Below are 19039 nucleotides of genomic sequence, written 5' to 3'. Positions count from 1 at the left end.
ACTGGAAATAGTTCGCCTTCCTGGGCATTTGAACATTGCGTCGCCATGCTGCTGTGGGTAAATACGATAACAATAGAAAGAATAAGGTTATTGAACCAAAAACAGGTGTTGTTATGAATCGTTTTATTATGGCCAACGCTCAACAGTGTATCGGTTGTCGCGCCTGCGAAGTTGCCTGTGTGATGGCGCACAACGGGGAGCAGCACGCGCTGAGCGAGCGCCATTTTCATCTCCGCATTACGGTCCTTACCTCAGGCTTGCGAAAAAGCCCCGTGACCTGCCACCACTGTGAAAATGCGCCCTGCGCGCAAAGCTGCCCGAACGGAGCCATCACGCAACACAGCGACAGCGTACAGGTCAATCAACAAAAATGCATTGGCTGTAAAGCCTGCGTGGTGGCCTGTCCGTTTGGCACGATGGACATGCTGATCGCCCCGCTGGAAAACGACAGCGTAAAGGCCTCGGCGCACAAATGCGACCTCTGCCTGGAAAGGCCGCAAGGCCCGGCCTGCGTTGAAAACTGCCCGGCAGAGGTGCTTACGCTCGCCACCCCAGCCGTGCTGGATAAGCTGGTTAAACAGCGCCGACAGCGCAGCGCAAGGCTGGACGCGCTGCCGTGGCACAGCGAGGCGGTTCAGTCAGTCCCTCCGCAAACCAAACGGCAACAGATGCAAAACACCCCGGCGCGCGGTGAGCCGGATAAGCTCAGCCCCGACGCGCGCGCAGGTCATTTTAACGAGATCTACCTGCCGTTTCGCCCGGAACAGGCGCAGCGCGAAGCATCCCGGTGCCTGAAATGTGGCGACCACAGCATTTGCGAGTGGACCTGCCCGCTGCATAACCATATTCCACAGTGGATTGAGCGGATCAGGGCGGGGGATATCATCGGTGCGGCTGAGCTTTCTCACCAGACTAACTGTTTACCGGAAATTACCGGCCGCGTCTGTCCACAGGATCGATTATGTGAAGGCGCCTGCACCCTGCGGGATGCGTCAGGGGCGGTAACCATCGGGAATATCGAACGGTATATCTCGGATCGGGCGCTGGCGATGGGCTGGACGCCGGACGTCAGCCACGTTAAACCGGTCGGTAAGCGCGTCGCCATCATCGGTGCCGGTCCGGCAGGGCTGGCCTGCGCCGACGTACTGGTGCGCAGCGGCGTCGGTGTGACGGTCTACGATCGCCATCCGGAAATCGGCGGATTGCTGACCTTTGGTATTCCGGCCTTCAAGCTGGATAAGTCCCTGTTAGCGCGGCGCAGAGAGATATTCAGCGCGATGGGCATCCGCTTCGAGCTGAACTGCGAGGTGGGAAAAGACGTATCGATGGCCCAACTGCAAAACGACTACGATGCCCTGTTCATCGGCGTAGGGACCTATCGTTCCATGAAAGCGGGTATCCCTCACGAAGACGCGCCGGGCGTGTACGACGCGCTGCCGTTTTTAGTGGCGAACACGAGGAACGTGATGGGCCTTGACCCTGCCGCAGACGAGCCGTTTATCGACACGCAGGGGTTAAACGTGGTGGTGCTGGGCGGGGGCGATACGGCGATGGACTGCGTGCGCACCGCGCTGCGACATGGCGCGGCGAAAGTCACCTGCGCCTATCGGCGGGACGAGGCCAACATGCCGGGCTCAAAGAAAGAGGTTAAAAACGCGAAAGAAGAGGGCGCGGCCTTTGAATTTAATGTCCAGCCGGTTGAGCTCACGCTGGATACCGACGGGAAGGTCAACGGTATCCGGATGCTGCGCACCCGTCTGGGCGAGCCGGATGCGCAGGGGCGGCGTCGTCCTGTCCCGGTGGCGGGCAGTGAGTTTGTCATGCCAGCGGATGCGGTGATCATGGCGTTTGGGTTTAATCCGCACGCCATGCCGTGGCTTAAGGCGCAGGGCGTCGATACCGACGACTGGGGGCGCATCAGGGCCTCCGTGGAGAGCCGTTATCGCTACCAGACCTCGAATCCGCAGATTTTTGCTGGCGGTGATGCGGTACGCGGTGCAGATCTGGTGGTCACCGCGATGGCGGAAGGGCGCCATGCCGCGCAGGGGATCATGGACTGGCTTGGCGTGCCGCCGCGCAACATGCATTAACGCAGACGGGCGACAAAGCGGGCTTCACGGCGTAGTATAAACAGACTCATTTTGCCGTGGAGCCCGTATGTCCCTGAACATTAGCGTTATTAAAGACAAAATCCTTTCTGAAAATTACTTTGTCCTGCGTAACATCACTTACGATCTCACCCGTAAGAACGGGGACGTCATTCGCCATAAACGCGAAGTCTACGACCGGGGCAATGGTGCAACCATTCTGCTGTATAACCGTGAAAAGCAAAGCGTAGTGCTGATCCGCCAGTTTCGCATCGCGACATGGGTCAATGGTAACGCGGACGGACGTCTGATTGAAACCTGTGCAGGTCTGCTGGATGACGATGAGCCGGAAGTGTGTATCCGCAAAGAAGCCATTGAGGAGACGGGTTTTGAAGTGGGTACGGTGCAGAAAGTCTTTGAGCTGTTTATGTCCCCTGGCGGGGTCACCGAGCTGATCCACTTCTTCATTGCGGAATATACCGATGCCCAGCGCACGCACCGGGGCGGTGGCGTGGACGACGAAGACATTGAAGTGCTGGAAATGCCTTTCGCTAAGGCTGTCGACATGGTGAAACGCGGCGAGATCCGCGACGGTAAAGCGGTGATCCTGTTGCAATATCTGCAAACCAGCGGGCTGATGAATGCCGCGGCGGAAGCGCGATAAGTTGTATTTCAGATAAATCTATCCGATAAATCCGATTGAGCCAGCCCGCCCAGGGCACGAAGATACGCCCCAGATTGACCTATTCGTTTCCGGGGCTGTGCCGTTCATGCGCTACTGCGTTTTTCTTCTCTTCTTCATTTGCGTGCTTCCCGCGCCTCGGGTGTGGGCTGCGCCTGCGCAGCAGTCTTTTTCAGACTGGCAGGTGACCTGCAATAACCAGAACTTCTGCGTAGCGCGCAACACTGGCGAGCATCGCGGTCTGGTCATGTCGCTGAGCCGCAGTGCGGGGGCAAAAACGGACGCCAGCCTGCGCATTGATCTCGGTGGGCTTTCGGCGCCTCCGGTGAAAGAGCCTGACATCGCCCCGCGCCTGCTGCTCGACAATGTGCCGCTTAAACTCACGTCGCAACACTGGCAGTTAACCCCCTGGCATCTTAAAACAGACGATACGGGCACCATCACCACGTTTCTGAAAACCATTCAGGAAGGTCAGGCGCTGACTCTGCGCGGGGGGAAGCAGACAATCTCTCTGGCCGGGCTGAAAGCGGCGCTGCTGTTTATCGATGCCCAGCAAAAACGCGTCGGAAGTGAAACGGCATGGATTAAAAAAGGGGATAGTCCACCGCTGAGCGTGCCGCCTGCGCCGGCATTAAAAAAGGTGGCGGTGGTGAACCCCACGCCAACGCCGCTGACGCATAACGAATTGAACGATCTGCTGGATTACGGTAACTGGCGCATGAACCACAGCCAGTGCTCTCTCGATCCGAACCGGCGTGAGGTGCGCGTGACCGCGCTGACCGATGACAAAGCGCTGATGATCATCAGCTGTGAGGCGGGGGCGTACAACACCGTCGACCTGGCGTGGCTGGTGTCGCGTAAAAAACCGTTTGCGGCCAGGAGCGTGAGATTGCGTCTGCCGTTTACCCCTTCCAGCCAGAGTAGCGACATGGAGCTGATGAATGCCAGCTTCGATGAAAAAACGCGCGAGCTGACCACGCTGGCGCTGGGACGCGGGATTGGCGACTGTGGGATCCAGACCCGCTGGCGTTTTAACGGCCAGCGCTTCCGTCTGGTACGCTACGCGGAAGAGCCAAGCTGTGATAACTGGAATGGGCCAGATGCCTGGCCCACGCTGTGGATCACAAGGTAGGGTTTTGCCGATTTGTAGGCCGGGTCAGGCGCAGCCGCCACCCGGCAACGCAGATCGCACTACAGCACGCTCAGCGCCTTCTCCACTACGTTCTCAACGGTAAAGCCGAAGTACGGAAACAGCTTATCGGCCGGGGCGGATTCACCGTAACCCTTCATGCCGACAATCGCCCCTTTCAGACCCACATATTTGTACCAGTAGTCGGCAATGCCAGCTTCAACCGCCACGCGCGCCGCGACGTTTGAAGGCAGCACCGATTCGCGGTACGCCTCATCCTGGGCATCAAAGATATCCGTTGAAGGCAGGGAAACCACGCGCACCGCGTGACCCTCGGCGGTCAGTTTCTCCGCCGCTTTTACCGTGATTTCCACCTCTGAACCGGTGGCAATCAGGATCACGTCTGGCTTGCCGCCGCTGTCTTTCAGGATGTACCCGCCGCGGGCGATATTTTTCACCTGCTCCGGCGTGCGCTCGATCTGCGCCAGGTTCTGGCGCGACAGGATCAGCGCCGTGGGTCCGTTATGACGCTCTACGGCCAGCTTCCAGCCCACTGCCGCTTCAACCTGATCGCACGGACGCCAGGTACTGAAGTTTGGCGTCAGGCGCAGGCTCGCCAGCTGCTCTACCGCCTGGTGCGTCGGCCCATCTTCACCCAGTCCGATGGAGTCGTGGGTGTACACCATGATTTGCCGCGCCTTCATCAGAGCCGCCATACGCGCCGCGTTACGGGCATATTCGACAAACATCAGGAAGGTAGCGGTGTACGGCACGAAGCCGCCATGGTGGGCGATGCCGTTGGCAATGGCGGTCATCCCGAACTCGCGCACGCCGTAGTGGATGTAGTTCCCGGCAATGTCCTCCTTCAGGGATTTAGAGCCGGACCAGATGGTAAGGTTACTTGGCGCCAGATCCGCCGATCCGCCCAGCAGTTCGGGCAGGATTGGGCCAATTGCGTTCAGGGTGTTTTGTGATGCCTTACGGGTGGCAATTTTCGCCGGGTTGGATTGCAGGTTTTCAATCATCGCCTGGGTTTTCTCTTCCCAGTCTTCCGGCAGGCCGCCGCTCATGCGGCGGGTAAACTCAGCCGCCAGCTCCGGATACGCTTTTTTGTAAGCGGCAAACTTCTCGTTCCAGGCCTGCTGCGCTTTTTCACCTGTTTCGCGAGCATCCCAGGCCTTGTAGATCTCTTTTGGGATCTCAAAGGCCGGGTGTTTCCAGCCCAGTTTCTGGCGGGTCAGCGCCACTTCCTCTTCACCCAGCGCCGCGCCGTGCGCCTCTTCTTTGCCCGCTTTGTTCGGCGAGCCGAAGCCGATGGTGGTGCGGCAGATGATCAGGGACGGTTTGTCCTTCACGCTCTGCGCTTCCTGAATCGCTTTTTTCACCGCCTCAGGATCGTGACCGTCGATCTCGTGCACCACGTGCCAGTGATAGGCTTCAAAGCGTTTCGCCGTGTCGTCGGTAAACCAGCCCTCGGTTTCCCCGTCAATGGAGATACCGTTGTGATCGTAGAAGCCAATCAGCTTGCCCAGGCCCAGGGTGCCCGCCAGCGAGCAGACCTCGTGGGAGATCCCCTCCATCAGGCAGCCATCACCCATAAAGACATAGGTGTAGTGATCGACAATCTCGTGGTCGGGCTGGTTGAACTGCGCGGCCAGCGTACGCTCTGCAATCGCCAGGCCGACGGCATTCGCCAGCCCCTGGCCCAGCGGGCCGGTAGTGGTTTCAACGCCCGGCGTATAGCCGATCTCCGGGTGGCCCGGCGTTTTGGAGTGCAGCTGGCGGAAGTTTTTTAACTCCTCAAGCGGCAGGTCGTAGCCGGAGAGGTGCAGCAGGCTGTAGAGCAGCATCGAGGCGTGACCGTTGGAGAGAATAAAACGGTCGCGATCGTACCAGGTCGGATCGGTCGGGTTGTGCTTGAGGAAGTCGTTCCACAGCACTTCGGCAATATCAGCCATACCCATGGGGGCGCCAGGGTGGCCGGAATTGGCTTTTTGTACGGCATCCATGCTGAGGGCGCGAATGGCGTTGGCGAGCTCTTTACGGGACATAGTTCACTCCGTGGCAAGGTTAAAGTTTGGCAGCGAGAAGATCTTCGAGTTTGCGCTGGTCGACGGCGAACTGACGGATGCCGTCCGCCAGTTTTTCCACGGCCATTGGGTCCTGATTGTGCTCCCAGCGGAATTCCGCTTCGGTCATGGGTTTTGGTTTTGGCAGAACGGTAGAGGTCGGCACAAGCTTGCGGATCACCGTCTCTTCACTCTCCTGAAGCTTTTTCAGCAGGTCAGGGGAGATGGTCAGCCGGTCGCAGCCCGCGAGCGCCAGGATCTGCTCGGTGCGGCGGAAGCTGGCCCCCATCACGATGGTTTCGTAGCGGTGCTGCTTGTAATAATCGTAGATATTACGCACCGATTTTACGCCAGGATCTTCTTCCACCACGTACGGATCCATTGGCTGTTTCGCCTGATACCAGTCGTAGATACGCCCGACAAACGGTGAAATCAGGAACACGCCCGCTTCGGCGCAGGCACGCGCCTGGGCGAAGGAGAACAGTAGCGTCAGGTTGCAGTGGATCCCCTCTTTCTCCAGCACTTCCGCCGCGCGGATGCCTTCCCAGGTAGACGCAAGCTTGATCAGGATGCGTGACTTATCGATCCCCTGCTCCTGGTAGAGTTCCACCAGGCGGCGAGCCTTGTTGATGCTCTTTTCCTGGTCAAACGAGAGGCGGGCGTCCACTTCGGTGGAGACGCGTCCCGGTATGCTTTTAAGAATTTCCGCACCGATATTGACCGCCAGCTTGTCGCTGGCCTCGGCGACCTGCTGCTCCTGCGTTTGCCCGCGCTGTTTGCCATAGGCAAGGGCGTCATCAATCAGATGACTAAAGTGCGCAAGACCGGCCGCCTTGAGCAGCAGCGAGGGGTTGGTGGTCGCGTCTTCCGGCTGGTAGTGACGAATCGACTCGATGTCGCCGCTGTCTGCAACCACGGTGGTAAATTGTTTGATGCCGTCTAGCTGGTTCATAATTACTCCTTGGAAATAAAAGAGTTAGTCGAGTGCGTTAGTTCACACTTCTGAGAAAATCATGATGGACTTAACAAAAAAGCATAGCAGACGGGGGAGGCATTGCTGTCTGAGACGGGTAACATGGTTGTTATAAATTGATAACAATTTTTATTCTGCAATGGTGAGAGTTTGGCAGCCTTCAAAGTTTAGGAGCCTGCCTGCGGCGATACTATGCGGCACACCAGGGTGTGCATAGGAACGTCAACATCACCCTTTTTGACCGAAACGTGAAAGGAATAACAAGATGGATGATCAGTTAAAACAAAGCGCTCTCGATTTTCACGAGTTTCCTGTTCCGGGTAAAATCCAGGTATCCCCGACCAAACCGCTGGCGACCCAGCGCGATCTGGCGCTGGCCTACTCGCCAGGCGTGGCTGCTCCGTGCCTGGAAATCGAAAAAGATCCGCTGGCAGCGTACAAATACACCGCCCGTGGCAACCTGGTGGCCGTTATCTCTAACGGTACGGCGGTGCTGGGGTTAGGGAACATCGGTGCGCTGGCCGGTAAGCCGGTGATGGAAGGGAAGGGCGTTCTGTTTAAGAAATTTGCCGGTATCGACGTCTTCGATATCGAAGTGGACGAACTGGATCCGGATAAATTCATCAACGTGGTGGCGGCCCTGGAGCCGACCTTCGGCGGCATCAACCTGGAAGACATCAAAGCGCCGGAATGTTTCTATATCGAGCAGAAGCTGCGCGAGCGTATGAACATTCCCGTGTTCCATGACGACCAGCACGGCACGGCGATTATCAGTACCGCCGCCATTCTGAACGGCCTGCGCGTGGTAGAGAAAAATCTCTCCGACGTGCGCATGGTGGTCTCCGGCGCAGGCGCCGCGGCCATCGCCTGTATGAACCTGCTGGTGGCGCTGGGCATGCAGAAGCACAATATTGTGGTCTGCGACTCCAAGGGCGTGATCTACAAAGACCGCGAGCCAAACATGGCGGAAACCAAGGCGGCCTATGCGGTGGAAGACGACGGCAAGCGCACGCTAGAAGACGTCATTGAAGGTGCCGACATTTTCCTCGGCTGTTCAGGCCCGAAAGTACTGACCCAGGAGATGGTGCAGAAGATGGCGCGCGCGCCAATGATCCTGGCCCTGGCGAACCCGGAGCCGGAAATTCTGCCGCCGCTGGCGAAGGCGGTGCGTGAAGACGCGATCATCTGTACCGGACGTTCGGACTACCCGAACCAGGTGAACAACGTGCTCTGCTTCCCGTTCATCTTCCGCGGTGCGCTGGACGTCGGCGCTACGGCAATCAACGAAGAGATGAAGCTCGCCGCCGTTCATGCTATCGCAGAGCTGGCGCACGCCGAGCAGAGCGAAGTGGTGGCCTCCGCCTACGGCGATCAGGATCTGAGCTTCGGCCCCGACTACATTATCCCTAAACCATTTGACCCGCGTCTGATCGTGAAGATCGCGCCAGCGGTGGCTAAAGCGGCGATGGACTCCGGCGTGGCGACGCGGCCGATTGAAGATTTCGATGCCTACGTCGATAAACTCACCGAGTTCGTCTACAAAACCAACCTGTTTATGAAGCCGATCTTCTCCCAGGCGCGCGCTGACGCGAAGCGCGTGGTGCTGGCGGAAGGGGAAGAGGCGCGCGTGCTGCATGCCACGCAGGAGCTGATCACCTTAGGGCTGGCGAAACCGATCCTGATTGGTCGTCCGAGCGTGATCGAGATGCGTATTCAGAAGCTGGGCCTGCAAATTAAGCCGGGCGTCGACTTTGAGATCGTCAATAACGAATCCGATCCGCGCTTCAAAGAGTACTGGAACGAATACTATTCGATCATGAAGCGTCGCGGGATCACCCAGGAGCAGGCGCAGCGGGCGGTGATCAGCAATACCACGGTGATCGGCGCGATCATGGTTCATCGCGGTGAGGCGGATGCGCTGATCTGCGGCACCATCGGCGAGTACCATGAGCATTTCAGCGTGGTGCAGGAGATCTTCGGCTATCGCGAGGGCGTCCATACTGCCGGCGCAATGAACGCGCTGCTGCTGCCAAGCGGTAACACCTTTATCGCCGATACCTACGTCAACGACGATCCTTCCCCGGAGGAACTGGCGGAAATCACCGTGATGGCGGCGGAAACCGTGCGCCGCTTTGGTATCGAGCCGAAAGTGGCGCTGCTGTCGCACTCTAACTTCGGGTCATCCAAATCCGCGGCGGCGTGCAAAATGCGCCAGACGCTGGACCTGGTGCGCGAGCGTGCGCCGGAGCTGATGATCGACGGCGAGATGCACGGCGACGCCGCGCTGGTGGAGAGCATCCGTAACGAACGCATGCCGGACAGCCCGCTGAAAGGCTCGGCGAACGTGCTGATTATGCCAAACGTGGAAGCGGCGCGTATCAGCTATAACCTGCTGCGTGTGTCGAGTTCTGAAGGGGTGACCGTAGGGCCAGTGCTGATGGGGGTGTCAAAACCGGTGCATGTGTTAACGCCGATTGCCTCCGTGCGTCGTATCGTCAACATGGTGGCGCTGGCGGTGGTTGAGGCACAGACGCAGCCGCTGTAATTAACCCCACCCCTCACCCTAACCCTCTCCCCTGAGGGGAGAGGGGACAGCTCCGAGCCGTCTTTTCACCCTCGCCCCTTTGGGGAGAGGGCCGGGGTGAGGGGTAAGGGTTACACCCAGTCCCGAACCCGAATAAACTCACTCAAGGCAGCCTCCGGGCTGCCTTCTTTTGGCGCGTAGCTGTATTCCCAGCGCACCAGCGGCGGCATCGACATCAGAATGGACTCCGTGCGCCCACCGGTTTGCAGGCCAAACAGCGTCCCGCGATCCCATACCAGGTTAAACTCCACGTAGCGCCCGCGGCGGTAAAGCTGGAACTCACGCTCGCGCACGCCGTAGTCGGTGTTTTTGCGGCGTTCGACAATCGGCAGATAGGCATCGGTAAAGCCTTCACCCACCGCGCGCATAAAGCTGAATGCGGTATCAAAATCCGGCGTGTTGAGATCGTCAAAGAACAGCCCGCCGATGCCGCGCTGCTCGTCGCGGTGCTTCAGATAGAAATAGTCATCGCACCACTTTTTGTATTTCGGGTAAACGTCTTCGCCAAACGGCAGGCAGAGGTCGCGCGCGGTGGTGTGCCAGTGCACGGCATCCTCTTCGAAGCCATAGTAAGGCGTTAAGTCGAAACCGCCGCCAAACCACCAGACCGGATCGGCCCCCGGTTTTTCCGCGATGAAAAAGCGCACGTTGGCGTGGCTGGTTGGCACAAACGGGTTATGCGGATGCACCACCAGCGAGACGCCCATCGCCTCGAAGCTGCGGCCCGCCAGTTCAGGCCGATGCGCCGTGGCGGACGCTGGCATTGCATCACCGTGGACGTGGGAGAAGTTGACCCCGGCCTGTTCAAAAATACCGCCGTTACGCAGCACGCGGCTGCGCCCGCCGCCGCCCGCTTCGCGCTGCCAGGCGTCTTCCTGGAATTCACCGCCGTCTGCGGCGGAAAGTTTCTGGCAAATCGCGTCCTGTAGCTGCATCAGGAAAGTTTTGACCAGCTGTGCATTCGGTTTCATCAACGTTTCCTGGAGTGCGCTTTTTGATTATCGAACCAGTTGAAATAACTGATGACCCCGGAGGCGATGGCGTTCGCGATCTTCTGACGAAACGCCTTAGTGCCGAGTAAACGCTCTTCTTCCGGGTTGGTAATGAACGAGGTTTCCACCAGCACGGACGGTATGGACGGGGACTTCAGCACCACAAACGCGGCCTGCTCGGTGCTTTTGCTGTGCAGACGGTGCACGGGCTTAATCCGTTTAAGGATATGCGAGCCGAGCGTCAGGCTGTTTTTGATGGTATCGGTCTGCACGAGATCAAACAGAACCTGCTGTAACAGATGGTCTTTGTCGGTAGCTTTTTTCCCGGCCACTTCATCCGCCCGGTTTTCACGATCGGAGAGGTATTTCGCCATGGCGCTACTGGCGCCACGGTTGGAGAGAGCGAACACCGAGGCGCCTGCGGCGGAAGGGTTTGTGAAGCCATCCGCGTGAATGGACATAAACAGGTCTGCGCCGTGCTTGTGGGCAATCTCCACGCGATCGTACAGTGGGATAAACGTGTCGCCCGTGCGCGTCAGGCGGGCGTCAATACCGTTGCTGCGTAAAATTGCGCGCACATTTTTTGCAATTGCCAGCACGACGTGTTTTTCTTTCGAACCGTTTCGGCCAATGGCGCCGGTGTCGATCCCGCCGTGGCCTGGATCGAGCATGACCAGACGCTTTGCGCCGGCTTTTTTGGTTTTCGGTTTGCTGTGTCCGTTACTGGTTTTAAGCGTGCTCTCGTCTTTTGCCTGAGCCTGCTTTGCGATGCCCGTTAACGTTAAGGCCGCCAGCCCCGCTTTGAGAACCTGACGACGCGATGTGAGTGCTTTTAATGGTTTGAATGTGCTCATGCGGCCTGAATTGTAAAAATTGGGGTCCTGGTGTTATATCGTATCGCGTTTTGCGTGACGACATTCCTTATTGAGAATTGTTTTACTTTTCATTTCAATACGTGACAAAGTGACATTATGCCAAATTTTGGCGAGTTTTTCCCCGGTTATTGGCTAAATGCCCTGTTCACGCCATAATCACTGTTTTTAAACCCGAAAAGGCGGTTAATACCATGGAGATACGCGTTTTTCGCCAGGAAGATTTCGAAGAGGTGATCACCCTTTGGGAGCGCTGCGATCTGCTGCGTCCGTGGAACGATCCGGAGATGGACATCGAACGGAAGGTGAATCACGACGTCAGTCTGTTTCTGGTCGCTGAGGTCAACGGCGAAGTAGTCGGGACGGTGATGGGCGGGTACGACGGCCACCGCGGCTCGGCCTACTATCTGGGCGTGCACCCGGAATACCGCGCGCGCGGCATCGCCAACGCGCTGCTTAACCGTCTGGAAAAGAAGCTGATCGCCCGTGGCTGCCCGAAAATCCAGATTATGGTGCGGGAAGATAACGACGTGGTGCTGGGCATGTATGAACGTCTGGGCTACGAGCATGCGGATGTACTGACGCTGGGTAAGCGCCTGATCGAAGATGAAGAGTACTGAGTTCCACCCTGGCGACTATGATGTTCACGGTCGTCTGCGTCTGCCTTTTTTGTTCTGGTGCGTTCTGCTGTTGCAGGCCCGCACCTGGGTGCTGTTCGTTATGGCTGGCGCGTCGCGCGGGCAGGGCGATACGCTACTGAATCTCTTTTATCCCGATCACGATGCGTTCTGGCTGGGGTTACTGCCCGGTGTACCGGCGGTGCTGGCGTTCCTGTGCAGCGGACGGCGGCAGTTCCTCCCGCGCTTCTGGCGCGCACTTCGCTGGCTATTGATTCTGGCGCAGGTTGTGCTCCTGGTCTGGCAGCCCGTGCTCTGGCTGTACGGCGAGCCGCTATCAGGTATCGGGATTGCGCTGGTGGTGGCGGATATTGTCGCGCTGCTGTGGCTGGTCACGAATCCTCGTTTACGCGCCTGTTTTACGCAAGAGTCAGATTAAAACGGCACTTTTTGCCGATACTGCACTCCAACAAGCGTTGATTTACTACGTAAGGACGTCTCAATGAAATCGCTGCGTTTACTTTTATGCGCTCTCCCGCTGGCGTTAACCGGCTGTTCCACGCTCTCATCCATCAACTGGTCTGCGGCCTATCCGTGGAACTGGTTTGGTTCCTCAACGGAAGTGACCGAGCAGGGCGTGGGCAAAATTACCGCCTCGACGGCACTGGATCAGGATGCCATTCAGGATGCCATCGGCAGTGATTATCGCCTGCGCAGCGGCATGAAAACCGAGAACGGCAACATCGTGCGCTATTTCGAAGCGTTGAAAGACGACAAGGTGGCGATGGTCATCAACGGCGATAAAGGTACGGTCAACCGCATTGCGGTGATGGATGAAGAGATCCCGACCTCAGGTGGCGTGAAGGTAGGTACGCCGTTTGGCGAGCTCTACCAGAAAGCGTTTGGCCACTGCGCCAGTGTGCCGTCGGAGGAGAGCGTGGCGGTCGAGTGTAAGGCCGACGGCAGCCAGCACATTAGCTATGTATTCAGCGGCACCTGGAACGGTCCGGAAGGGTTAATGCCGTCTGACGACACCCTGAAAAAGTGGAAAGTGAGCAAAATTATCTGGAAGCAGTAATTTGCGCCTGAGCAAGCCGCCTCGCTGAAATCCAGGTATAATAGCCGCCATCAATGCCACGCAGTCGTGGCATCTTTTTTTCAGGAGGAGCGATGTCTCAGGTTCAGAGTGGCATTTTGCCAGAACATTGCCGCGCGGCGATTTGGATTGAAGCCAACGTCAAAGGGGATGTGGATGCCCTGCGTGCGGCCAGCAAAGTTTTCGTTGATAAACTGGCCACCTTCCAGGCCAAATTCCCCGAAGCCCATCTGGGCGCGGTGGTTGCCTTTGGCAATACCGTCTGGCGTCAGCTGAGCGGCGGCGAAGGCGCAGAAGAGCTGAAAGATTTTATTCCTTATGGCAAAGGTCTTGCGCCCGCCACCCAGTATGACGTCCTGATCCATATCCTCTCCCTGCGCCACGACGTGAATTTCTCCGTCGCTCAGGCAGCGATTGAGGCCTTTGGTGACAGCATCGACGTGCAGGAAGAGATCCACGGTTTCCGCTGGGTGGAAGAGCGCGATTTGAGCGGCTTCGTCGACGGCACCGAAAACCCGGCCGGGGAAGAGACGCGCCGCGAGGTGGCTGTAATCAAGGATGGCGTTGACGCGGGCGGCAGCTACGTGTTCGTCCAGCGCTGGGAGCATAACCTCAGGCAGCTCAACCGCATGAGCGTGCATGACCAGGAGATGATGATTGGCCGCACCAAAGACGCCAATGAAGAGATTGACGGCGATGCGCGTCCGGTCACGTCCCACCTGTCCCGCGTTGACCTTAAAGAAGACGGTAAGGGGCTGAAGATTGTTCGCCAGAGCCTGCCGTACGGCACCGCGAGCGGTACGCACGGCCTGTACTTCTGCGCTTACTGCGCGCGGCTCTACAACATCGAACAGCAGCTGCTGAGCATGTTTGGCGATACCGACGGCAAGCGTGACGCCATGCTGCGCTTCACCCGTCCGGTGACTGGCGGCTACTACTTTGCGCCGTCCGTTGAGCGCCTGCTGGCGCTGTAAATCGCTCTCCATTCGTAGGCCGGGTAAGCGTTAGCGCCACCCGGCAATTTCTCTCGCACTCTTATTCCCTTTTCTGCTTCTAAATCACTAAACGGTATATAAAACCGTTACTCCTTTAGACTCCGTTATAAATATTATGACTATAAGATAGTCATCACATTTATAAGGGTGCGCAATGGCCGTTACTGTACTGAAAAAAGGATCGCTGGCACTGGCAGGTTTACTGCTGGTGGCGCAGGCGCAGGCAACCGAGTTGCTGAACAGTTCTTATGATGTTTCGCGCGAGCTGTTTGCCGCCCTTAATCCCGCATTTGAACAGCAGTGGGCGAAAGAGAACAACGGCGACAAGCTGACCATCAAACAGTCGCACGCTGGCTCATCCAAGCAGGCGCTGGCCATTTTGCAGGGGCTGAAAGCGGACGTGGTGACCTACAACCAGGTCACGGACGTGCAGATCCTGCACGACAAAGGCAAACTGATCCCGGCGAACTGGCAAAGCCGCCTGCCGAACAACAGTTCGCCATTTTACTCCACCATGGGCTTCCTGGTGCGCAAGGGCAACCCGAAGAACATCCACGACTGGAACGACCTGGTGCGTTCAGACGTAAAGCTGATCTTCCCGAATCCGAAAACTTCCGGCAACGCGCGTTATACCTATCTGGCGGCGTGGGGCGCGGCGGACAAAGCTGACGGTAACGATAAAGCGAAAACCGAACAGTTTATGACCCAGTTCCTGAAAAACGTCGAGGTGTTTGATACCGGCGGTCGTGGCGCAACCACTACCTTCGCCGAACGCGGGCTGGGCGACGTGCTGATCAGCTTTGAATCCGAGGTGAACAATATTCGTAAACAGTACGAAGCGCAGGGCTTCGAAGTGGTTATCCCGAAAACCAACATTCTGGCCGAGTTCCCGGTGGCGTGGGTGGATAAAAACGTTAAGGCTAACGGCACAGAAAAGGCGGCGAAAGCCTACCTGAACTATCTGTACAGCCCGCAGGCGCAGACCGTTATCACCGACTACTACTACCGTGTCAACAACCCGGACGTGATGAGCAAGCTGAAAGACAAATTCCCGCAGACCGAGCTGTTCCGCGTGGAAGATCATTTCGGCGCCTGGCCTGAGGTGATGAAAACGCATTTTGCCAGCGGCGGTGAGTTAGACAAATTGCTGGCGGCGGGGCGTAAGTAATGTTTGCAGGATCAACAAGACGTGTGCTGCCGGGTTTTACCTTAAGCCTCGGGACCAGCCTGCTGTTCGTCTGTCTGATTTTATTGTTACCGCTCAGCGCTCTGGTGATGCAGCTCGCTGAGATGAGCTGGTCCCAGTACTGGGAAGTGGTCACCAACCCTCAGGTGGTGGCGGCCTATAAGGTCACGCTGCTGTCTGCGTTCGTGGCCTCGATTTTTAACGGCGTGTTTGGCCTGCTGATGGCGTGGATCTTAACCCGCTATCGCTTCCCGGGCCGCACGCTCCTCGACGCGTTGATGGATCTGCCCTTTGCCCTGCCGACGGCAGTGGCCGGTTTGACGCTGGCGTCGCTGTTTTCCGTGAACGGCTTTTACGGTGAGTGGCTGGCGAAGTTTGATATCAAAGTGACCTATACCTGGCTCGGTATCGCGGTGGCGATGGCCTTTACCAGCATCCCGTTTGTGGTGCGTACCGTGCAGCCGGTGCTGGAAGAGTTAGGACCCGAATACGAAGAGGCCGCGGAAACCCTGGGCGCCACGCGCTGGCAGAGTTTCCGTAAGGTTGTTCTGCCGGAACTTTCTCCGGCCTTGCTGGCGGGGGTGGCGCTCTCCTTTACCCGCAGCCTCGGTGAATTTGGCGCGGTCATTTTTATCGCCGGGAACATCGCGTGGAAAACCGAAGTGACCTCGCTGATGATTTTTGTCCGTTTGCAGGAGTTTGATTATCCGGCCGCGAGCGCGATTGCCTCGGTGATCCTTGCCGCGTCGCTGCTGCTACTGTTTTCGATTAACACTCTGCAAAGTCGCTTTGGTCGACGTGTGGTAGGTCACTGATGGCGGAAGTTACGCAATTGAAGCGCTATGACGCGCCCCGCATCAACTGGGGCAAATGGTTTCTGATTGGTACCGGCGTGCTGGTCTCCGCATTCATTCTCGTCGTGCCGATGGTGTACATCTTCGTACAGGCCTTCAGCAAAGGGATTATGCCCGCGCTGCAAAATCTGGCCGATCCGGACATGCTCCACGCCATCTGGCTGACGGTGATGATTGCCCTGATCACTGTCCCGGTGAATCTTTTGTTTGGCGTATTGCTGGCCTGGCTGGTAACGCGCTTTAACTTCCCGGGGCGTCAGCTGCTGCTGACCCTGCTGGATATCCCGTTTGCGGTGTCTCCTGTGGTGGCGGGTCTGGTTTATCTGCTCTTCTACGGCTCCAATGGCCCGCTGGGCGGCTGGCTGGATGAACACGACCTGCAAATCATGTTCGCCTGGCCGGGGATGGTGCTGGTGACCGTCTTTGTCACCTGTCCGTTCGTGGTGCGCGAGCTGGTGCCAGTGATGCTCAGCCAGGGCAGCCATGAAGATGAAGCCGCGGTGCTGCTCGGCGCTTCCGGCTGGCAGATGTTCCGCCGCGTCACGCTGCCGAATATCCGCTGGGCACTGCTTTACGGCGTGGTGCTGACCAACGCCCGTGCGATCGGTGAGTTTGGCGCGGTGTCGGTAGTATCCGGCTCGATTCGCGGCGAAACCCTGTCGCTGCCGTTACAGATTGAATTACTGGAACAGGACTACAACACCGTCGGTTCCTTTACTGCCGCAGCGTTGCTGACGCTGATGGCCATTTTGACCCTGTTTTTGAAGAGTGTGGTGCAGTGGCGTTTAGAGAATCAGGAAAAACGTCAGCATCAGGAGGGAAATCATGAGCATTGAGATTGCCAATATTAAGAAGTCTTTTGGTCGCACCCAGGTGCTGAATGATATCTCGCTGGATGTCCCTTCCGGACAAATGGTGGCGCTGCTGGGGCCGTCTGGCTCCGGTAAAACCACGCTGCTGCGTATTATCGCCGGGCTTGAGCACCAGACCAGCGGACATATCCGCTTCCACGGTACGGACGTGAGCCGCCTGCACGCCCGCGACCGTAAAGTGGGCTTTGTATTCCAGCATTACGCGCTGTTCCGCCACATGACGGTATTTGACAACATTGCGTTTGGCCTGACCGTGCTGCCGCGTCGTGAACGTCCAGATGCCGCCGCCATCAAAGCGAAAGTGACCAAACTGCTGGAGATGGTGCAGCTTGCACATCTGGCGGACCGCTTCCCGGCTCAGCTTTCCGGCGGGCAGAAGCAGCGCGTGGCGCTGGCGCGTGCGTTAGCCGTTGAACCGCAAATCCTGCTACTGGACGAACCGTTTGGCGCGCTGGATGCGCAGGTGCGTAAAGAGCTGCGCCGTTGGCTGCGTCAGCTGCATGAGGAACTCCAGTTCACCAGCGTTTTCGTGACCCACGATCAGGAAGAGGCGATGGAAGTGGCCGACCGCGTGGTAGTAATGAGTCAGGGCAACATTGAGCAGGTTGACGAGCCAGAGCAGCTCTGGCGTGAACCGGCGACCCGCTTTGTGCTGGAGTTTATGGGAGAAGTAAACCGCCTTCAGGGCACCATTCGCGGCGGTCAGTTCCACGTTGGCGCGCACCGCTGGCCGCTGGGGTATACCTCCGCGCATCAGGGGCCGGTGGATCTGTTCCTGCGTCCGTGGGAAGTGGACGTCAGCCGCCGTACCAGCCTGGATTCACCGCTTCCGGTGCAGGTGCTGGAAGCTAGCCCTAAAGGCCACTACACCCAATTGGTGGTACAGCCCCTGGGCTGGTACACCGAGCCGCTGACCGTGGTTATGCGTGACGACGAGCCGCCGCACCGGGGGGAACGCCTGTTTGTGGGGCTGCAACACGCGCGCATTTATCACGGCAACGAGCGCATCGAGACGCGCGAGGATATTGCTCTGGCGGAGTCAGCCTGATAGGTTATTGAGTATGTTTTTCGCCCGGTGGCGTGATGCTTACCGGGCTTTTTATTGAGTAAAAATCGTGAATACACTCGAACACACCATCGGCAACACCCCTCTGGTCAAACTTCAGCGCATGGGGTGTGACAACGGCAGCGAAATCTGGGTCAAACTTGAAGGCAATAACCCGGCGGGGTCGGTGAAAGACCGGGCGGCGCTGTCGATGATTGTTCAGGCCGAAAAGCGCGGCGAGATAAAGCCCGGCGATGTGCTGATCGAAGCCACCAGTGGTAACACCGGTATCGCACTGGCGATGATAGCCGCCCTGAAAGGCTATCGTATGAAGCTGCTGATGCCGGATAACATGAGCCAGGAGCGCCGTGCCGCCATGCGTGCCTACGGGGCCGAGCTGATTCTGGTGAGCAAAGAGCAGGGGATGGAAGGGGCCCGAGATTTAGCGTTAGCGATGGCGGAGCGCGGGGAAGGCAAGCTGCTCGACCAGTTTAATAACCCGGACAACCCGTACGCGCACTACACCACCACCGGCCCGGAAATCTGGCAACAAACCGACGGGCGCATCACCCACTTTGTCTCCAGCATGGGGACCACGGGCACGATCACCGGTGTGTCACGCTTTCTGCGTGAACAGGATAAGCCAGTGACGATTGTCGGCCTGCAACCGGAAGAGGGGAGCAGTATTCCGGGCATCCGCCGCTGGCCGGCGGAGTATATGCCGGGCATCTTTAATGCGCAGCTTGTGGACCAGGTGCTGGATATTCATCAGCGCGAGGCGGAAAATACCATGCGTGAGCTGGCCGTACGTGAAGGCATCTTCTGCGGCGTCAGCTCTGGCGGTGCCGTAGCGGGCGCGATCCGGGTGGCTGAGTCCACGCCGGGAGCGGTGGTCGTAGCGATTATTTGCGATCGCGGCGACCGTTACCTGTCTACCGGCGTCTTTGGTGAAGAGAGTTATTCGCAGGGGGCGGGGATTTAAGCGT

Annotated in this window: 17 protein-coding genes; 13 read left to right on the top strand and 4 right to left on the bottom strand. The window is 58.0% G+C overall.

What is annotated here, in order from left to right; translation table 11 throughout:
- Positions 1-113 precede the first annotated feature (113 nt).
- From aegA to ACOTZD_RS03650, 3 genes are all read left to right on the top strand, one after another.
- On the top strand, positions 114-2090 hold the full coding sequence (gene aegA, locus ACOTZD_RS03660) for a formate-dependent uric acid utilization protein AegA (RefSeq protein WP_421636250.1): 1977 nt from the start codon (positions 114-116) through the stop codon (positions 2088-2090).
- A gap of 67 nt (positions 2091-2157) precedes the next feature.
- Positions 2158-2751, top strand: coding sequence for a GDP-mannose pyrophosphatase NudK (gene nudK, locus ACOTZD_RS03655; protein ID WP_003863554.1), 594 nt, complete (start codon positions 2158-2160; stop codon positions 2749-2751).
- Between the two features lie 106 nt (positions 2752-2857).
- Positions 2858-3901 carry a DUF1176 domain-containing protein gene (locus ACOTZD_RS03650; protein ID WP_047653871.1) on the top strand — a complete coding sequence of 348 codons (1044 nt, stop codon included), beginning with the start codon at positions 2858-2860 and terminating at the stop codon, positions 3899-3901.
- A gap of 59 nt (positions 3902-3960) precedes the next feature.
- Here ACOTZD_RS03650 and tkt read toward each other — a convergent pair whose 3' ends face one another.
- The gene (gene tkt / locus ACOTZD_RS03645; protein WP_045330443.1) at positions 3961-5949 is read right to left on the bottom strand and encodes a transketolase; all 1989 of its coding nucleotides are present in this window, start codon (positions 5947-5949) and stop codon (positions 3961-3963) included.
- A gap of 19 nt (positions 5950-5968) precedes the next feature.
- The gene (tal, locus tag ACOTZD_RS03640; protein ID WP_023314621.1) at positions 5969-6919 is read right to left on the bottom strand and encodes a transaldolase; all 951 of its coding nucleotides are present in this window, start codon (positions 6917-6919) and stop codon (positions 5969-5971) included.
- Between the two features lie 286 nt (positions 6920-7205).
- Between tal and maeB the strand changes: the two genes are divergently transcribed.
- The gene (gene maeB, locus ACOTZD_RS03635; protein ID WP_003863546.1) at positions 7206-9485 is read left to right on the top strand and encodes an NADP-dependent oxaloacetate-decarboxylating malate dehydrogenase; all 2280 of its coding nucleotides are present in this window, start codon (positions 7206-7208) and stop codon (positions 9483-9485) included.
- A 110-nt stretch (positions 9486-9595) separates the two neighbouring features.
- On the opposite strand, the gene hemF is transcribed toward maeB, so the two are convergent.
- Together hemF and amiA are read right to left on the bottom strand one after the other, a co-directional pair.
- Positions 9596-10495 (bottom strand): oxygen-dependent coproporphyrinogen oxidase, encoded by a 900-nt coding sequence (hemF, locus tag ACOTZD_RS03630; RefSeq protein WP_023325023.1) that lies wholly within the window; start codon positions 10493-10495, stop codon positions 9596-9598.
- Positions 10495-11370, bottom strand: coding sequence for an N-acetylmuramoyl-L-alanine amidase AmiA (amiA, locus tag ACOTZD_RS03625; RefSeq protein WP_003861291.1), 876 nt, complete (start codon positions 11368-11370; stop codon positions 10495-10497). Before amiA ends, hemF begins: the two co-directional genes overlap by 1 nt.
- 212 nt (positions 11371-11582) lie before the next feature.
- Between amiA and ACOTZD_RS03620 the strand changes: the two genes are divergently transcribed.
- From ACOTZD_RS03620 to cysM, 9 genes are all read left to right on the top strand, one after another.
- Complete coding sequence (locus ACOTZD_RS03620) at positions 11583-12008, top strand: GNAT family acetyltransferase (RefSeq protein ID WP_003861292.1); 426 nt, start codon at positions 11583-11585, stop codon at positions 12006-12008.
- Positions 11995-12444: a DUF2919 domain-containing protein gene (locus ACOTZD_RS03615; protein WP_003861294.1), complete on the top strand. Its 450-nt coding sequence runs from the start codon at positions 11995-11997 to the stop codon at positions 12442-12444. Before ACOTZD_RS03620 ends, ACOTZD_RS03615 begins: the two co-directional genes overlap by 14 nt.
- A 63-nt stretch (positions 12445-12507) precedes the next feature.
- Positions 12508-13083 carry an RpoE-regulated lipoprotein gene (locus tag ACOTZD_RS03610; protein ID WP_003861296.1) on the top strand — a complete coding sequence of 192 codons (576 nt, stop codon included), beginning with the start codon at positions 12508-12510 and terminating at the stop codon, positions 13081-13083.
- Between the two features lie 92 nt (positions 13084-13175).
- Positions 13176-14075 carry a Dyp-type peroxidase gene (locus tag ACOTZD_RS03605; RefSeq protein ID WP_058659059.1) on the top strand — a complete coding sequence of 300 codons (900 nt, stop codon included), beginning with the start codon at positions 13176-13178 and terminating at the stop codon, positions 14073-14075.
- Between the two features lie 175 nt (positions 14076-14250).
- Positions 14251-15264, top strand: a complete 1014-nt coding sequence (locus ACOTZD_RS03600; protein ID WP_032609792.1) for a sulfate ABC transporter substrate-binding protein — start codon at positions 14251-14253, stop codon at positions 15262-15264.
- A complete protein-coding gene (gene cysT, locus ACOTZD_RS03595) occupies positions 15264-16097 on the top strand; it encodes a sulfate/thiosulfate ABC transporter permease CysT (protein WP_003861303.1) in 834 nt (277 codons plus the stop codon). Before ACOTZD_RS03600 ends, cysT begins: the two co-directional genes overlap by 1 nt.
- Complete coding sequence (cysW, locus tag ACOTZD_RS03590) at positions 16097-16972, top strand: sulfate/thiosulfate ABC transporter permease CysW (protein WP_023325019.1); 876 nt, start codon at positions 16097-16099, stop codon at positions 16970-16972. The genes cysT and cysW overlap by 1 nt, the downstream gene beginning before the upstream one ends.
- The gene (gene cysA / locus ACOTZD_RS03585; RefSeq protein WP_045896678.1) at positions 16962-18056 is read left to right on the top strand and encodes a sulfate/thiosulfate ABC transporter ATP-binding protein CysA; all 1095 of its coding nucleotides are present in this window, start codon (positions 16962-16964) and stop codon (positions 18054-18056) included. The genes cysW and cysA overlap by 11 nt, the downstream gene beginning before the upstream one ends.
- Positions 18057-18123: 67 nt before the next feature.
- Positions 18124-19035 carry a cysteine synthase CysM gene (gene cysM / locus ACOTZD_RS03580; RefSeq protein ID WP_023314615.1) on the top strand — a complete coding sequence of 304 codons (912 nt, stop codon included), beginning with the start codon at positions 18124-18126 and terminating at the stop codon, positions 19033-19035.
- Positions 19036-19039 lie beyond the last annotated feature (4 nt).

Origin of the sequence: Enterobacter cloacae complex sp. SHL022 (assembly GCF_049237785.1) — a bacterium.
GTDB lineage: Bacteria > Pseudomonadota > Gammaproteobacteria > Enterobacterales > Enterobacteriaceae > Enterobacter > Enterobacter hormaechei_C.
The sequence above is the reverse complement of the archived record's forward strand: the minus strand, read 5'-3'. Positions and strand labels throughout refer to the sequence as shown.

What these genes read in the sequence shown, in the direction of transcription:
- aegA (WP_421636250.1), top strand. Translation starts at nt 114, where the DNA reads ATGAATCGTTTTATTATGGCCAACGCTCAACAGTGTATCGGTTGTCGC.
- nudK (WP_003863554.1), top strand. Translation starts at nt 2,158, where the DNA reads ATGTCCCTGAACATTAGCGTTATTAAAGACAAAATCCTTTCTGAAAAT.
- ACOTZD_RS03650 (WP_047653871.1), top strand. Translation starts at nt 2,858, where the DNA reads ATGCGCTACTGCGTTTTTCTTCTCTTCTTCATTTGCGTGCTTCCCGCG.
- tkt (WP_045330443.1), bottom strand. Translation starts at nt 5,949, where the DNA reads ATGTCCCGTAAAGAGCTCGCCAACGCCATTCGCGCCCTCAGCATGGAT.
- tal (WP_023314621.1), bottom strand. Translation starts at nt 6,919, where the DNA reads ATGAACCAGCTAGACGGCATCAAACAATTTACCACCGTGGTTGCAGAC.
- maeB (WP_003863546.1), top strand. Translation starts at nt 7,206, where the DNA reads ATGGATGATCAGTTAAAACAAAGCGCTCTCGATTTTCACGAGTTTCCT.
- hemF (WP_023325023.1), bottom strand. Translation starts at nt 10,495, where the DNA reads ATGAAACCGAATGCACAGCTGGTCAAAACTTTCCTGATGCAGCTACAG.
- amiA (WP_003861291.1), bottom strand. Translation starts at nt 11,370, where the DNA reads ATGAGCACATTCAAACCATTAAAAGCACTCACATCGCGTCGTCAGGTT.
- ACOTZD_RS03620 (WP_003861292.1), top strand. Translation starts at nt 11,583, where the DNA reads ATGGAGATACGCGTTTTTCGCCAGGAAGATTTCGAAGAGGTGATCACC.
- ACOTZD_RS03615 (WP_003861294.1), top strand. Translation starts at nt 11,995, where the DNA reads ATGAAGAGTACTGAGTTCCACCCTGGCGACTATGATGTTCACGGTCGT.
- ACOTZD_RS03610 (WP_003861296.1), top strand. Translation starts at nt 12,508, where the DNA reads ATGAAATCGCTGCGTTTACTTTTATGCGCTCTCCCGCTGGCGTTAACC.
- ACOTZD_RS03605 (WP_058659059.1), top strand. Translation starts at nt 13,176, where the DNA reads ATGTCTCAGGTTCAGAGTGGCATTTTGCCAGAACATTGCCGCGCGGCG.
- ACOTZD_RS03600 (WP_032609792.1), top strand. Translation starts at nt 14,251, where the DNA reads ATGGCCGTTACTGTACTGAAAAAAGGATCGCTGGCACTGGCAGGTTTA.
- cysT (WP_003861303.1), top strand. Translation starts at nt 15,264, where the DNA reads ATGTTTGCAGGATCAACAAGACGTGTGCTGCCGGGTTTTACCTTAAGC.
- cysW (WP_023325019.1), top strand. Translation starts at nt 16,097, where the DNA reads ATGGCGGAAGTTACGCAATTGAAGCGCTATGACGCGCCCCGCATCAAC.
- cysA (WP_045896678.1), top strand. Translation starts at nt 16,962, where the DNA reads ATGAGCATTGAGATTGCCAATATTAAGAAGTCTTTTGGTCGCACCCAG.